Source organism: Oceanicaulis sp. LC35 (assembly GCF_052055585.1).
GTDB lineage: Bacteria > Pseudomonadota > Alphaproteobacteria > Caulobacterales > Maricaulaceae > Oceanicaulis.
Genome location: NZ_CP170485.1, coordinates 876,589 through 890,205, shown reverse-complemented (window position 1 = coordinate 890,205; position 13,617 = coordinate 876,589). Strand labels below are relative to the sequence as shown.

Annotated in this window: 13 protein-coding genes; all 13 read right to left on the bottom strand. The window is 64.1% G+C overall.

All coding sequences use genetic code 11. The annotated features are described in order from the left end of the window. Positions 1-83 precede the first annotated feature (83 nt). Entirely contained in the window at positions 84-1,229 is a 1,146-nt protein-coding gene (gene rodA / locus ACFELO_RS04120; RefSeq protein ID WP_440959307.1) for a rod shape-determining protein RodA, read from the bottom strand. A gap of 3 nt (positions 1,230-1,232) precedes the next feature. After that, complete coding sequence (gene mrdA, locus ACFELO_RS04115) at positions 1,233-3,110, bottom strand: penicillin-binding protein 2 (protein ID WP_440959306.1); 1,878 nt, start codon at positions 3,108-3,110, stop codon at positions 1,233-1,235. Positions 3,111-3,136: 26 nt separating this feature from the next. Then, positions 3,137-3,643, bottom strand: coding sequence for a hypothetical protein (locus ACFELO_RS04110; protein ID WP_440959305.1), 507 nt, complete (start codon positions 3,641-3,643; stop codon positions 3,137-3,139). Next, positions 3,643-4,488, bottom strand: coding sequence for a rod shape-determining protein MreC (gene mreC, locus ACFELO_RS04105; protein ID WP_440959304.1), 846 nt, complete (start codon positions 4,486-4,488; stop codon positions 3,643-3,645). The genes ACFELO_RS04110 and mreC overlap by 1 nt, the downstream gene beginning before the upstream one ends. Before the next feature lie 78 nt (positions 4,489-4,566). Next, positions 4,567-5,607 (bottom strand): rod shape-determining protein, encoded by a 1,041-nt coding sequence (locus tag ACFELO_RS04100; protein WP_009801441.1) that lies wholly within the window; start codon positions 5,605-5,607, stop codon positions 4,567-4,569. 56 nt (positions 5,608-5,663) lie between these two features. Then, positions 5,664-6,455 (bottom strand): TVP38/TMEM64 family protein, encoded by a 792-nt coding sequence (locus ACFELO_RS04095; protein ID WP_440959303.1) that lies wholly within the window; start codon positions 6,453-6,455, stop codon positions 5,664-5,666. 125 nt (positions 6,456-6,580) lie between these two features. Next, a complete protein-coding gene (gene ilvC / locus ACFELO_RS04090; RefSeq protein WP_440959302.1) occupies positions 6,581-7,570 on the bottom strand; it encodes a ketol-acid reductoisomerase in 990 nt (329 codons plus the stop codon). Then, the gene (miaA, locus tag ACFELO_RS04085) at positions 7,570-8,514 is read right to left on the bottom strand and encodes a tRNA (adenosine(37)-N6)-dimethylallyltransferase MiaA (protein ID WP_440959301.1); all 945 of its coding nucleotides are present in this window, start codon (positions 8,512-8,514) and stop codon (positions 7,570-7,572) included. The genes ilvC and miaA overlap by 1 nt, the downstream gene beginning before the upstream one ends. 9 nt (positions 8,515-8,523) lie before the next feature. Continuing rightward, the gene (locus ACFELO_RS04080; protein WP_440959300.1) at positions 8,524-9,924 is read right to left on the bottom strand and encodes a trypsin-like peptidase domain-containing protein; all 1,401 of its coding nucleotides are present in this window, start codon (positions 9,922-9,924) and stop codon (positions 8,524-8,526) included. Positions 9,925-10,083: 159 nt separating this feature from the next. Continuing rightward, positions 10,084-10,965 carry a protease modulator HflC gene (gene hflC / locus ACFELO_RS04075; RefSeq protein ID WP_440959299.1) on the bottom strand — a complete coding sequence of 294 codons (882 nt, stop codon included), beginning with the start codon at positions 10,963-10,965 and terminating at the stop codon, positions 10,084-10,086. 3 nt (positions 10,966-10,968) lie between these two features. After that, a complete protein-coding gene (hflK, locus tag ACFELO_RS04070) occupies positions 10,969-12,120 on the bottom strand; it encodes an FtsH protease activity modulator HflK (RefSeq protein WP_440959298.1) in 1,152 nt (383 codons plus the stop codon). A 102-nt stretch (positions 12,121-12,222) separates the two neighbouring features. Then, positions 12,223-12,744 (bottom strand): dihydrofolate reductase, encoded by a 522-nt coding sequence (locus ACFELO_RS04065; protein ID WP_440959297.1) that lies wholly within the window; start codon positions 12,742-12,744, stop codon positions 12,223-12,225. Position 12,745: 1 nt separating this feature from the next. Continuing rightward, positions 12,746-13,585: a thymidylate synthase gene (locus ACFELO_RS04060; protein ID WP_440959296.1), complete on the bottom strand. Its 840-nt coding sequence runs from the start codon at positions 13,583-13,585 to the stop codon at positions 12,746-12,748. Positions 13,586-13,617: the final 32 nt, after the last annotated feature.

The following is a 13,617-nucleotide window of genomic DNA, read 5'->3' as shown; positions in this document are numbered from 1 at the left end:
TATAAATCCGATACCGTCCTGCGACGGTTTGGCGCGGGAGGTTGGTCGATCCGAGGCCCGTGGTCAAGTTGGGCAATGCGGCGTTAACCGAACAATCCTGCGCCTTTGGGCGGTTCGGTATCGCGATGCACGTGTGCGCCCAGGATCAGGCCGAGCCCGATCAGCACCGTCATCATCACAGTGCCGCCATAGGAGATCATCGGCAGGGGCACCCCCACCACGGGCAGCATGCCCATGACCATGCCCACATTGATGAAGACATAAAGTGAGAAGGTCGTGGCTACGCCCATCACCACCAGCCGCAGGAAGACGGAGCGGCAGGAGGTGGCGATCATAATGCAGTTCGCGAGGATCAGGGCGTAGAGCGACAGCACGACCAGCCCGCCGATAAAGCCGAACTCCTCGCCCAGCATCGTGAAGATAAAGTCGGTCTGCTTTTCGGGCAGGAAGTTCAGGTGCGCCTGGGTGCCTTCCATATAGCCCTTGCCGGTCATCCCGCCTGAGCCCAACGCGATCTTGGACTGCAGGATGTGGTAGCCCGCCCCCATGGGGTCATCCTCGGGGTTGATGAAGGTCATGATGCGTCGGCGCTGATAGTCCTGCAGGCCGTACTGAAAGAAGAAGCCGCCGCCGATGCCGCCCAGCACCCCTGCGCCGATGATGACCTTCCAGCTCAGCCCGGCCAGGAACACGATCACGACGCCCGTCGCCGCCAGCAGCAGCGACGTGCCCAGATCGGGCTGTTTGATGATCAGCCCCATGGGCACAGCGATCATCAGGGCCGGAATGATGAGCCCTCCCAGCGAGGAGACCTTCTCCTCGGGCAGGTCGTGATAATATCGCGCCAGCGCCAGCACGAGCGCGATTTTCATGATCTCCGAAGGCTGCATGCGGATGGGACCGATATCGATCCAGCGCTGCGCGCCCATGGCGGTCGTGCCGATCAGCTCCACGCCGATCAACAGGACCAACGCCCCCAGAAAGGCCGGGTAGGCGATCCCCATCCAGAAGCGTGGCGGAAACAGTGCGATCACCACCATGGCGATCAGACCGACGCCCAGACGCAAGGCATGGCGCGAGGCATAGGGATTCCAGGCGCCGCCCTCCACCGAATACAGCATGCCGACGCCGATCAGACCGACGAGCAGAATCAGCAGGACAAACGCCCAGTTGATCTCGAACAGCTTGCCCCGGAACCCCCGCGGTGCGGACTGGGTGAAAACGCCCATGACCTAGCCTTCCGTGCTGGGACGGTTCGCCGAGGCGATGACATCGGGGCGCGCATTGGACGGGTCACGACGGACCAGATCGCGCAGAATAGCCTGGGCAGGAAGCGCTGCACGCGTCCCGCCAATACCATGTTCGAGCACAACGGTGACGGCGTAACGCGGCGCGGCGACGGGCGCGTAACTCACGAACAGACCATGATTGCGTAGACGCCAGGGCAGATCCTCCTGATCGCGCAAGCCTGCCGCCCGTTCTTCCGTGCTGATGGAATACACCTGGGACGTGCCGGTCTTGCCGCCCATCTGCACGCCCTCAAGGTCAATACCGCGCGTACCCAGCGGCCAGTAGGCGGACCCGCCCGGCTCGTTCACCACTCCGGACATGGCCAGACGGACATGCTCGAGATGCTCTTCGGTCCAGCCCATGGATTCAAACTGCGGCGCAGCGCCTTCAACCCGCGACAAGGTCGGCATGACCCGGCGGCCGGTGGCGATCCTCGCCGTCATAACCGCCAGCTGCAGCGGCGAGCTCAGAAGCGCGCCCTGCCCGATGCCGACATTGAAGGTGTCGCCCGTGGTCCAGGGCTCGTTGCGGCGAGCGCGTTTCCATGCCGGCCCCGGCACCAGGCCCTCGGCCCGGCGCGGATAGGGTAGCCCGATCTCGAAGAACTGCCCCAGGCCGCAGCTTTCAAGCATCTCGTTATAGCGCTCGATCCCAAGCCGGTTCGCCATTTCATAGAAATAGACGTCACACGAGCCTTTCACGGCTTCATGCAGATTGACCCGGCCATGGCCTTGTCGGCGCCAGCAGTGGAAGTCCCGATTGCCCAGCCGCGTATGGCCGCCGCAATAGATCGTCTCGTCCGGATCCACCACGCCGTGTTCAAGTGCGGCTAGCGAGGACATGACCTTCACGGTCGACGCTGGCGCATAGAGCCCGGTGGTCGCCTTATTGAAAAGCGGCCGATACGGATTGTTGTTCAGCGCTGCGAAGGCCTCCTGGCCGATCCCCAGCACGAAGGCGTTGGGATCAAAGCTGGGCGTGGAAGCCAACACCAGGATCTCTCCCGTGATCACGTCCATGCCGACGGCAGCCCCACTCTGATCGCCCAGCGCTTCCATCGCGGTGCGCTGCGCCCGCGCGTCCAGCGTCAGGGTGACGTCTCGACCGGGCACCGAGGGAATGGACTGTTCCGGAATCTCGCGCATGACGCGGCCGGTGGCGTTCACCTCGACCTTGAGCTGACCGGCCGCCCCCCGCAGCTCATCCTCATGCTGAAGTTCTGCGCCGGTCCGGCCAATGCGGAAACCGGGATGCAGCAAGAGCGGGTCATCGTTGGCCGCTTCCGGCGGCGCCGCCTGCACATAGCCGGTCACATGCGCAAAATCATACGGGCGCGGATAGGTGCGCACCTCGCCCACATCCGGCGTGATGCCCGGAAGATCAGGCAGATGCAGATTGATGCGGGCGAAGGTCTCCCAGTCGAGATCCTCGGCCACGGTGACGGGTGTAAAGCGCGAGGTCCGTGACACGGCGCGCAGAATGCGATCGATCCGGGTTTCGCTCAGCGGCATGTAGCGCGACAGACGTTCAAGCGCCGCGCGCGGGTCGCCCGCCTGATCGCGAACAATCATCAGGCGGTAGCTTTCCCGGTTTTCCGCCAGAGGCTCGCCGAAACGATCCAGCAAGCGACCGCGCGCCGGCGGCTGAAGACGGAAATTGAACTGGTTCTGTTCTGACAGCAGGCGATAGGCGTCCTGCTCCAGCACCTGCAGCCCGTACATGCGTGCGCCCAGCGCTGCGAACGCACCAGCCCCCAGGCCCGACAACAGAAGCGAGCGACGATTGAACTGGGCCTGGGCTTCCTGCTTGTCGCGACGCATGCGCGCTCTTTCTCGGGTCTGCTGCGTTAGGAGAAGGTGCTGCGTTCCTTCCGCCGGGCGAACAGCCAGGCGAATATCGGAAACAGAAGGATGGTCAGAACCGCCTCAGTAATCAACGGTCCTGGCGCCACAGGGGCGCCAATAGCGAAGGATCCCGCGCCCCAGGCCACGCCAAACGCGGCGCCCGCAGTCAGGGCGAAGCGCAGAGCCAGCGGCCCCACCTCGCCTGCGCCATCTGCTTCGCGCAGGCGCATGACGCTGAACGCCACCAGGAAGGACAGCGCCCAGACCCCCATGGGCGCCCCTGCGAGCAGGTCCTGAATCACGCCGACCAGCAGCAATACCGGCGGAGAAATGAACCAGGGCTGGCGTACGGACCAGATAAACAGAGCGATCAGCGGAAAGGCCGGCGCCAGATCCGGACCCCCGCCCAGCCGGCTCGGCAGGGCATGCAGGACCAGAGCGACCAGCATGGTCACGACAAACAGCACCAGATCGGCGCCGCCATTATTGCGTTCTACCGATGGCCGCATCAGTTCGCCCCTCCCTCAAACTCGGTCTCCGGGACCGGATCGGCTTCCGGGGTGGACACCGGCTCGAACGGCCAGATCCAGATCAGGTCGATCGGCGCAGCGCGGCTGAACAGGGCCACGCGCCAGCGCCCGTCCCTGTCGCGCACCGCCTGGCCCACAGGAACCCCGCGCGGCATGACATTGTCATCACCGGAGGTGACGATGCGGTCCCCTTCCTGAAGGTCCGGTTCGGCGCCGAGATATTCAAGACGGGGAAATTCGGTGTTGTCGCCCACCAGCAGGGCCCGGGCGTTTGACCGATCCGCCATCACAGCGACGCGGGAGTTGATGTCGGTCAGAAGCAGCACGCGGCTTGAACTGCGGCCAACCTCAACGGTCCGGCCCACAAGGCCATAGACGTTCACGGCGGGATAGCCCGGGCGGACGCCTTCACTGGTTCCGGCGTCAATGAGCCGGGAGCGCACAAAGGCGTTTGAACGGTCAGCCACGGTCCAGGCGCTGATGCGATCCTCGGCGGCGTCCGCCTGAAGGTTCAGCGCTTCGCGGTAGCGGGCGTTGCGTTCCTGCAAGGACAGGGCGGCGTCCCGCCAGGCGCGCATTTCGGCCGCCTGCATGCGCAGGGCGCGGTTCTCTTCGGCCAGCTCGAACTGGCGCTTCCACCACGGACCGATATTGGCGAAGCCGCGGAACGGACGCACGCCCAGATCCAGAACCGGCGTCGCCAGATCATTAAAGCCCGCGCGCAGGCTGGTCAGAGCCTGGGGGCGGCTTTCAGGACGATCCAGATAGATGAGAATGCAGCTGACGAAGATGCAGACGATGAACAGCAGCGGAGGGAACCGCACGCCTTCGTCATTTCGCCGTCTGGAACTCCGCCGTTGAGCCAAGCTGGAAGTCCCCCCTCGCAGGCTCGCCTAAACCGATTAAACCGCTTCTGCGAGGATCGGACGCCACAGACGCAGATTCTCGACCGCCTTGCCGCAGCCCAGCACGACGCAGGAAAGCGGCTCGTCCGCCAGGCTCACCGGCAGGCCGGTGCGGTCGCGAAGCTCGGTGTCCAGATTGCGCAGCAGAGCGCCGCCGCCGGTCAGCACGATGCCTTTGTCGACAATGTCGGCGGCCAGTTCCGGCGGAGTCGCTTCCAGCGCCTGCTTGACCGCTTCCACGATCTGCTCGACCGGTTCGGACAGGGCGTCGGCGATCATCGCTTCGGTGACCACGATCTCGCGCGGCACGCCGTTCATCAGGTCCCGGCCCTTGATGTCCAGCGTCAGGCCTTCGCCTTTCTGCGGCGGGGTGGCCGAACCGATTTCCTTCTTGATCCGCTCACCGGAGGTTTCACCGATCAGAAGGTTCGCCGAGCGGCGGATATAGTTGATGATGGCTTCGTCCATCTTGTCGCCGCCCACACGGACCGAGCGCGAATAGACGATGCCCGACAGCGACATCACGGCCACTTCGGTGGTGCCGCCGCCAATGTCGACGATCATGGAGCCGGTCGGCTCGTCGATCGGCAGGCCTGCGCCCACCGCCGCCGCCATCGGCTCGTCAATCAGGTAGACCTTGCGAGCGCCCGCGCCGACGGCGCTTTCATGAATGGCGCGGCGTTCCACAGCGGTTGCGCCGGACGGCACGCAGATCACGACCTGCGGGCTGACGAAGGTCTGGCGATTGTGAACCTTGCGGATGAAGTGCTTGATCATCTCTTCGGCCACGTCGAAGTCGGCGATCACGCCGTCACGCATCGGCCGGATGGCTTCCACATTGCCCGGGGTCTTGCCCAGCATCAGCTTGGCCTCGGCGCCAACGGCCTGCACATGCTTGCGACCCTTGTCGACCTTGTAGGCCACGACAGAAGGTTCATTCAGAACGACGCCACGGCCTTTGACATAGACCAATGTGTTCGCCGTCCCCAAATCGATGGCGATATCCGCGGAAAGGAGACCGAACACGCTGGAGAACATTCTCTGCCTCTTTGTCTGTCAGGCGCAGCTGGCGAGTCGCCGCGCTAGGGCAAGTATCATGACTCCTTGTGCGATGGCGCGTCACTGATTGCAAGCCGCTCACCCGTCTCAGCTTCAGCGTCAGCTGAGTCTTCCACGGGATTTTTTAACTCTGTTTCCGGGCCGCGCAGCCAGCGACGCGCCATCAGCATGAAGATGATCCAGACGACGACAATCCCAATGAGGGCAAGGATTGCGGCCCATCCGCCCCCTGACAGAAGCGCCATCAATCCACCGCCTGCGAACACCACAAGCGCCGTTTTGGGCAGCACGCCAACCGCCAGTCCGCCGATGAAGGCGAAATAACTCATGCGCGATACACCGGCCGCCATATTGACCACGATGAAGGGCGCGCTCGGAACGATTCGCACGATCATGGAGGCGAAGAAGCCGTTGCGTCCGACAAATTCCGAGATGCGGTTCACCGTCTTGCCGCCATACCGGCGCACGGCGTCCGCACCGGCCAGGCGCCCGGCGTAGAAGGTCACGGTCGCCGAGCACATGGTCGCGATCCAGGAGTACACAAAACCCATCAGCGGGCCGAAAGCGAACACCGCGGCGCCGATCAGCGCAAACTGCGGAGCGCCCACAAACGCCAGAACCGTGAAGATCAGGATGGTGACCGGCAGGGCGTACCACTGGTCCGCGGCGTTCTCGAACCAGGTTCCGATCTGGCCCGGCTCGATGTCCAGTACGAACTTGCCCGTCAGGAAAATGGCGATCACCAGCGCGAACAGGCCCAGCGAGATGTAAATCGCACGGGCGGCGCGGGCGTCCATCCGGGTGAAGAAGCGAACAAGCGGGTTCATGGCGGTCATATCCGGCAGCAATGGCCCTCACCCCCGGACAGTCATCCATCCGGCGCGAGGCGCGGTACGCATACGCTTTTTTACACTGCTGGCAATCGGGCGCCGCAATGAATTTTCCCGCGCCTTCAGTCTCCGAAGGAAGAGGCGCGGCGGATCAGGCGTCCCGTCTCCTCCAGCTCATGCTCGGCGGCCTTGCCCCGCATGGCCTTGAGGCCTGCTCGGCCCTTCTCATAGTCCGCCACCCAGCGCCGGGCGAAATCGCCCGCGGTGACGTCTTTGACGATCGCTTCGAAGACCGGACGCACCGCATCGCGGATCGGGCCTTCCACCTCATGGGCGCCGAACTCGGCGGTATCTGAGATGGCTTCGTACATGCCCGCAATGCCGCGAGACTGGATCAGGTCGGCGATGTATTTGATCTCATGGACGGTATCGATATAGGCCATGATCGGGCTGATCCCGGCCGCTACCAGCTGTTCATAGCCCTCGCGCGCCAGAGCGCAAACGCCGCCCACCAGCACCGCCTGCTCACCCAGAATATCCGCCAGCGCTTCTTCGCCAAACGTGGTCGAATAGACCCCGGCGCGCCCGCATCCCAGACCGCCCAGATAGGCTTTCGCCCGGGCTTCAGCCTTGCCGGTGACGTTCTGATGCACCGCCCAGAAGCCGATCAGGGAGCCGCCCTTCTCAAAGCTTGAGCGCACCGCGCCGCCCGGTCCTTTCGCGGCGGCGAGCACCACATCGATATCGTCTGCAGGCTCGATGACGCCGTACTCGATCGAAAAGCCGTGACACAGCATCAACGTCATGCCGGGACGGTAATGGGGGGCGATATGCTCACGCCAGATCTCGCCATGAGCTTCGTCCGCCGCCAGCAGCGACAGCATGTCCGCGCGCTGCGCCGCTTCGGCCATGGAGACGACTTCAAATCCGTCCGCTTCGGCCTTGGCGCGCGAGGGCGATCCCTCCCGCAAGGCGATGAGCACGCTTTTCGCGCCCATATCCCGCAGATTGAGCGCATGCGACCGGCCATGATTGCCATAGCCGATAATGGCGAGAGTCTCGGTCTGGAGCGGGCCAAGATCGAGATCGGCCTGATAGAGCGGTTCAGCCATCATGCGGCTCCGAAGAAAGGCTTGAGGAGGATGTGGTCAAGTTCGGCTCGCGCCGTCACCGGGTCGAGCGAGCTGACGCGCGCCCAGTCCGGGTGCTGGTTGGAGAACCAGGTGAACTGGCGCTTGGCGTAGCGGCGGGTGTCGCGCTTGGCGAGCTCAATGGCGTCATCCAGATCGAGCCGGCCCTGTACATGAGCAATCAGCGGCGGCAGTCCCACAGCCTTCATGGCGGGCAGGTCTGCGTCCAGTCGGCGTTCGGCGATGGCGCGGGCTTCTTCCAGCGCGCCATGGGACACCATCTGGTCAAAGCGGGCTTCGATCCGGCCGTAAAGCCCGTCCCGGTCCGGCGCGATCACCACTCCCACAGCACGGCCCGGCTCGATCAGCGGACGCGTCTCAGACTGGATTTGAGACAGGGGGCGGCCGCTAGCCTTGGCCACAGCGATCAACCGCATCAGGCGCTGGCGGTCCCCCGCCTCCACCCGCGCTGCGCCGACCGGGTCCAGCGTCTCCGCCGCCTCACGCAGCGCGTCCAGACCGCCGCCCGCATAGAGCGCGTTCACTTCGGCGATCACAGCTTGGGGGATGTCCGGCGTCGGGGCGAGTCCATCCACCAACGCCTTGAAATAGAGTCCCGTGCCGCCGACGAGCACCGCTCGCTTGCCCCGGCCCGTCACATCCTTGATGGCGGCCAGCGCCAGCTTCGCCCATTGCCCCACAGAACAACGCTCGGACGGATCGATCACTCCAAACAGATGATGCGGGATGCCGCCCATTTCATGGAGTTCCGGGCGCGCGGTGATCACACCCAACCCGTCATAGACCTGCATGGAGTCGGCGTTAATCACCTCGCCATCCAGCGCACGCGCGGCATGAAGCGACAGCGCGCTTTTGCCGGACGCCGTGGGTCCGGCGAGAAACAGGATGTCAGCAGACGTCCCCATCAGCACGCTCTAGCGCCGAAGGGTTTCAAGCACATACTGCCCCTGACGGTTCAGGCTGAACAGAACCGGCGCGCCGTCTGCGCCCGCACGGCCGACCAGCTCACGCGCCTGCTCAAGACCCTCGACCCGGGTCCAGGCGATTTCCTCGACCACATCGCCGGGGCGCACCTTGCCCGCTGCATCGCTGTTGGGGTCGATCTCGGTGACCACCAGCCCCGTGGCATCGGTCGGGATGCGATAGCGGCGACGCAGGGCGTCGGTAATGGGCTCAAGGGTCATGCCGAACAGATCGCCCTCGATCGCCGGGCCCGCGCCATCCTCGTCCAGCTCGGCGCCCGCCGGCGGGGTGGGGCTCCCCTCCTCTTCAAGGCGTTCCACGTCGAGCGGCAGGGTCAGGGATTCGCCCCGGCGGAAGACTTCCACATCCACTCGGGAGCCAGGCTCGGTCTCGGCCACGATGCGCGGCAGCACACGATCATCGGCCACCGGGCGACCGTTAAAGGCCAGGATGACATCACCAGCTTCCAGACCGCTGTCCGCCGCGGGGCCTTCAGGGTCGATGCGGGTGAGCAGCGCGCCGCGCGGCTCGTTCAGCCCCATGGCCTGCGCCATATCGCGGGTGACTTCGAGCACATTGACGCCGATCCAGCCGCGGCGCGTCTCGCCAAACTCCATGAGCTGGTCAATCACGGGCACGGCGATGGCGCTCGGAACGGAGAAGGAAATGCCCACTGACGTGCCGGTGGGCGAGAAGATCGCGGTGTTCACGCCGATCACATCGCCATCCATGTTGAACAGCGGACCGCCGGAATTGCCCCGGTTGATGGCCACATCGGTCTGCAGATAGTCGTCATAGGCGCCGCCGATCTCGCGGCCACGCGCCGAGATGACGCCCGCCGTCAGCGATCCGCCCAGACCGAACGGGTTGCCGATCGCGACGACCCATTCGCCTACACGCGCCGCTTCGCTGTCACCAAACTGGACGACTGGCAGCGGCTGATCAGGCTGTACGCGCAGGACGGCAATATCAGTGGCGGGATCGCTGCCCACGATCTCGGCGTCGAGCACCAGACCGTTCTGCAGGACAACCTCAACCTCATCCGCGCCATCAATAACGTGGTGGTTGGTGATGACGATGCCTTCGGCGTCGATGATGAAGCCCGACCCCAGCGAGCGCTGCATGCGCAGGCGATTGCCTGACAGGTCGTTATAGCGCTCAAGCGGGGTGCCGGGCGCGAACAGGGGCGAGCCTTCCTCGCTGCCGACACGCTGGGCTGTGGCGATATTGACCACGGCCGGGCTCAGCCGGTCATTGAGATCGGCGAAGCCGTCATTGGGCTGCGCTGCGGCGGTCGCCGCCGACGCAAGCGCCAGGGCCGTAGCAAAGATCGCAGCAGCAAGCACGCGCATGAGCATTCCCCGTGGTCGAACTCTTTTTCCGTTGGCCACAACTCTTAACGGCGCCGCCCCGGCGCCGCCAAGCGCAGACCTGACATTGAGCCTTAAAAAGTGAAACGGCCGGGCGTTTTGCGCCCGGCCGTTCCCTTGTTTGAATGTCTCAGACGCCCGTTAACGACCGTTCTGGGATTCAAAATAGTCAAAGAAGGCGCTGTCCGGCCCCACCACGATGGGGGTGCCGTCCCGCAAAGCCGTCTCGTACGCAATCATCGAGCGATAGAAGCGGAAGAATTCCGCATCCCGGCCATAGGCAGACGCGTAGATGGCGTTCCGCTGGGCGTCGCCCTCACCGCGGATGCGGTCCGCATCGGCGCGGGCGTTCGCCAGGATCACCGTGGCTTCACGATCCGCAGAGGCGCGGATCTGACGGGCGCGTTCTTCACCTTCAGCGCGGATGCGTGCCGCTTCCTGCTGACGTTCAGAGCGCATGCGCTGGAACACGCGTTCCTCGACCTCATTGGGCAGGTCGGCGCGCAGGATGCGCACGTCGATGACCTCAATGCCCAGATCGGCGCGGGTGACGGCGGCGTCCACGGAACGCTCCACCCGGTCCATCAACTCGGCGCGCTGGCCGGAGATGACGTCCTGAGAGGAAATCGAGCCGACCACAGCGCGTAGCGCGTCTTCCATGATCGAGCCAAGACGGGCATTGGCGCCCGCTTCATTGCGAACCGTCTGATAATAGCGCAGCGGATCAACGATGCGGTAGCGCAGGAAGGCGTCCACTTCGAGACGTTCCTGGTCACCGGCCTGCAGCTGTTGCGGGCGCATGTCGAACTCGACATTACGCTTGTCGAACATCAGCACTTCTTCCCACGGAAGCTTGAAGTGCAAACCCGATTCCTGATCGCCGACTTCGTTGGTGACCCGAACCGGATCACCGAAGCGCAGCACCAGCGCGGATTGCTTTTCGCTGACCGTATAGGTGGCTGTGGCGGCGGCAATCAACAGCGCGCCCAGAATGACCACAAGGGCGATAGACAGAATTCTCATGATCTAGCCTCCCTGACCCGAGCCTGCGGCGCGGTTGGCTTCGCCCCGGTTCCGACCCAGCTGGTCGAGCGGAAGATAGGGAACGGCCCCGCCATTCTGATCCAGGATCAGAAGATCAGAGCGTCCCAGAACCCGTTCCATGGTTTCCAGATACATCCGTTCGCGGGTGACATCCGGCGCCTGGGCGTACTCGTTGTAGATGGCGTTGAAGCGATCAGCCTGACCTTGCGCTTCGGCAACCACCTGGTCGCGATAACCCCGCGCTTCTTCCAGAAGACGCACAGCTTCACCACGCGTTTCAGGAACCACACGGTTGGCGTAGGCAGTGGCTTGCAGCGCGTTGGCCTCAGCGTCCTGTTCGGCGCTGATCACGTCCTGGAAGGCCGCGATAACGCCTTCAGGCGGAGCGGATTCCTGCAGCTGCAGACCCACGATCTGAATGCCCGCCTCATAAAGGTTCAGCGTATCCTGAATGATCTCCTCGGCCCGTTGGGCGACTTCACCCCGGCCACTGCCGATGATCGGCTGAAGATCGGACGTACCGACGACTTCACGCATGGCGCTCTCAGAGACGGCCTGAACCATGGCGCGCTGGTCTCGCACATTGAAGACGTAATCGCGCACGCGGGTCGGATCGACCTGCCACTGAACCGTGAAGGACAGGTCCACGATGTTCTCGTCGCGGGTGACCATCAGCGCTTCCTGCGGCGTGGTGCCGATCGTGATCGAGCGGATTTCGGTGACATTCACCGTCTCAACCGTCTCGATCGGGTAAGGCAGCTTCATGCGAAGGCCTGCGCCCGTGGTACGCACGTATTCGCCAAAACGCTGCACGACGCCCGCTTCACCGGGGCCGACCTGATAGACAGAGGCTGCGGTGATCACGCCCAGGCCAATCAGCACAGCGACCACACCGACGATGCCGCCGCCGGAACCGCCTTTGCCGGAACCATTACGTCCGCCGCCGCGCGGACCTTTGCCGCCCAGCCATTGCTGGAACCGGCGCACCAGTTCCTCAAGATCAGGTTCCTGACCCCCACCGGACGGGCCGCGGCCCGGACCGTTGGGGCCACGCCCCCAGGGGTTGTTGTTATTCTGACCGCCGCCGCCGGAGCCCCAAGGGCCGCCGCCGCCTGCATTGTCGTTCCAGGGCATGAATCTCCCCGCTGGTTATAAGGTTTCGTGTTTTATTCGGTATACGAGTATTTGGCGGGTCCGCGCCTCCGGTTCAAGTAAAACCGGTATCGGGATGCTGCGCTATGACGCCCGGACGCGATCCAGAACCCGCAGCGAAAAGCCCGCATCATCGCCCTCGGCCGCTTCGACCGTCTCAGCGCTCACTTCGCGCCAGTCGTCATCCGAGAGCTCGGGGAAGCCCGCATCGCCCTCGGGTTCAAGATCGACTTCAGTCAGATATATCCGGTCCACTTTGGGCAGGAGGTCGGCGTAAAGCTGCGCCCCGCCGATCAGGCAGACTTCATCCACGCCCGCTTCGATGGCGGCGCCGCGCGCCTCTTCCAGACAGGCGTCCACATCAGCAAAGACATAAGCGCCCGCGGCGGCGGTCACAGACCGGCTGATGACGAAATTCGCCCGCCCCGGCAGCGGCTTGCGCGGCAGGCTGTCCCAGGTCTTGCGTCCCATAACGACAGGCTTGCCCAGCGTGACCTGCTTGAACCGCTTGAGATCAGACGGGATTCGCCAGGGCAGATCGCCGTCCCGGCCAATAACGCCGTTCTTTGCAACAGCGACCACAATGGCGAGCTTGATGTGACCCATCCTACACCGCCACCGGCGCGGAGATGCGCGCATGGGGGTCGTAGCCTTCGAGCGTGATATCCTCGTACTCAAAGGCGAAGAGGTCGGTCACATCCGGGTTGAGTTTCAGCGTCGGCAGGGCGCGGGGGTCACGCGAGAGCTGTTCGCGCACCTGATCGAAATGGTTTGAGTAGATATGGGCGTCACCAAAGGTGTGCACATACTCGCCCGGCTCATAGCCCGTCGCCTGCGCGACCATGGCGAGCAGCAGGGCGTAGCTCGCGATATTGAACGGCACGCCCAGGAACATGTCCGCGCTGCGCTGATAGAGCTGCAGGTGCAGGCGTCCGCCCAGAACCTTGAACTGGAACAGCGTATGGCAGGGCGGCAGCGCCATGGAGGGCACGTCAGCCGGGTTCCAGGCGCTGATGATATGGCGGCGGCTATCCGGGCTCTGTTTGATCTGCTCGATCAGGCCCGCGAGCTGGTCGATCTCCTCGCCATTGGGACCTTCCCAGCGGCGCCATTGCTTGCCGTAGACCGGACCCAGCTCGCCGTTTTCGTCCGCCCATTCATCCCAGATGCTGACGCCGCGCTCCTGCAGCCATTTGACGTTGGTGATGCCCTTGATGAACCACAGCAATTCCACCGCGATGGATTTGAAATGGACCTTCTTGGTGGTCAGAAGCGGAAAGCCGTCCTTGAGATCGCAGCGGATCTGGCGACCAAAGACACCGCGTGTGCCAGTGCCCGTGCGGTCGGTCTGGTCCTCGCCCGTCTCCATGATCTCGTGCAGGAGATCGAGATAGGCGCGCTCGATGGGGGAGCCGACATAGGGCTTGGGCGTGTCTGCGAGCACCATGGCGGTCTCCTTGGGTCCGGGGTCAGGGCGAA

Excerpts from the sequence above, each read along its gene's own strand:
- hflC (WP_440959299.1), bottom strand. The coding sequence starts at position 10,965 with ATGAGAATTCTGTCTATCGCCCTTGTGGTCATTCTGGGCGCGCTGTTG.
- mrdA (WP_440959306.1), bottom strand. The coding sequence starts at position 3,110 with ATGCGTCGCGACAAGCAGGAAGCCCAGGCCCAGTTCAATCGTCGCTCG.
- ACFELO_RS04060 (WP_440959296.1), bottom strand. The coding sequence starts at position 13,585 with ATGGTGCTCGCAGACACGCCCAAGCCCTATGTCGGCTCCCCCATCGAG.
- rodA (WP_440959307.1), bottom strand. The coding sequence starts at position 1,229 with ATGGGCGTTTTCACCCAGTCCGCACCGCGGGGGTTCCGGGGCAAGCTG.
- ACFELO_RS04110 (WP_440959305.1), bottom strand. The coding sequence starts at position 3,643 with ATGCGGCCATCGGTAGAACGCAATAATGGCGGCGCCGATCTGGTGCTG.
- ACFELO_RS04095 (WP_440959303.1), bottom strand. The coding sequence starts at position 6,455 with ATGAACCCGCTTGTTCGCTTCTTCACCCGGATGGACGCCCGCGCCGCC.
- hflK (WP_440959298.1), bottom strand. The coding sequence starts at position 12,120 with ATGCCCTGGAACGACAATGCAGGCGGCGGCGGCCCTTGGGGCTCCGGC.
- miaA (WP_440959301.1), bottom strand. The coding sequence starts at position 8,514 with ATGGGGACGTCTGCTGACATCCTGTTTCTCGCCGGACCCACGGCGTCC.
- ACFELO_RS04065 (WP_440959297.1), bottom strand. The coding sequence starts at position 12,744 with ATGGGTCACATCAAGCTCGCCATTGTGGTCGCTGTTGCAAAGAACGGC.
- ACFELO_RS04080 (WP_440959300.1), bottom strand. The coding sequence starts at position 9,924 with ATGCGCGTGCTTGCTGCTGCGATCTTTGCTACGGCCCTGGCGCTTGCG.
- ilvC (WP_440959302.1), bottom strand. The coding sequence starts at position 7,570 with ATGGCTGAACCGCTCTATCAGGCCGATCTCGATCTTGGCCCGCTCCAG.
- ACFELO_RS04100 (WP_009801441.1), bottom strand. The coding sequence starts at position 5,607 with ATGTTCTCCAGCGTGTTCGGTCTCCTTTCCGCGGATATCGCCATCGAT.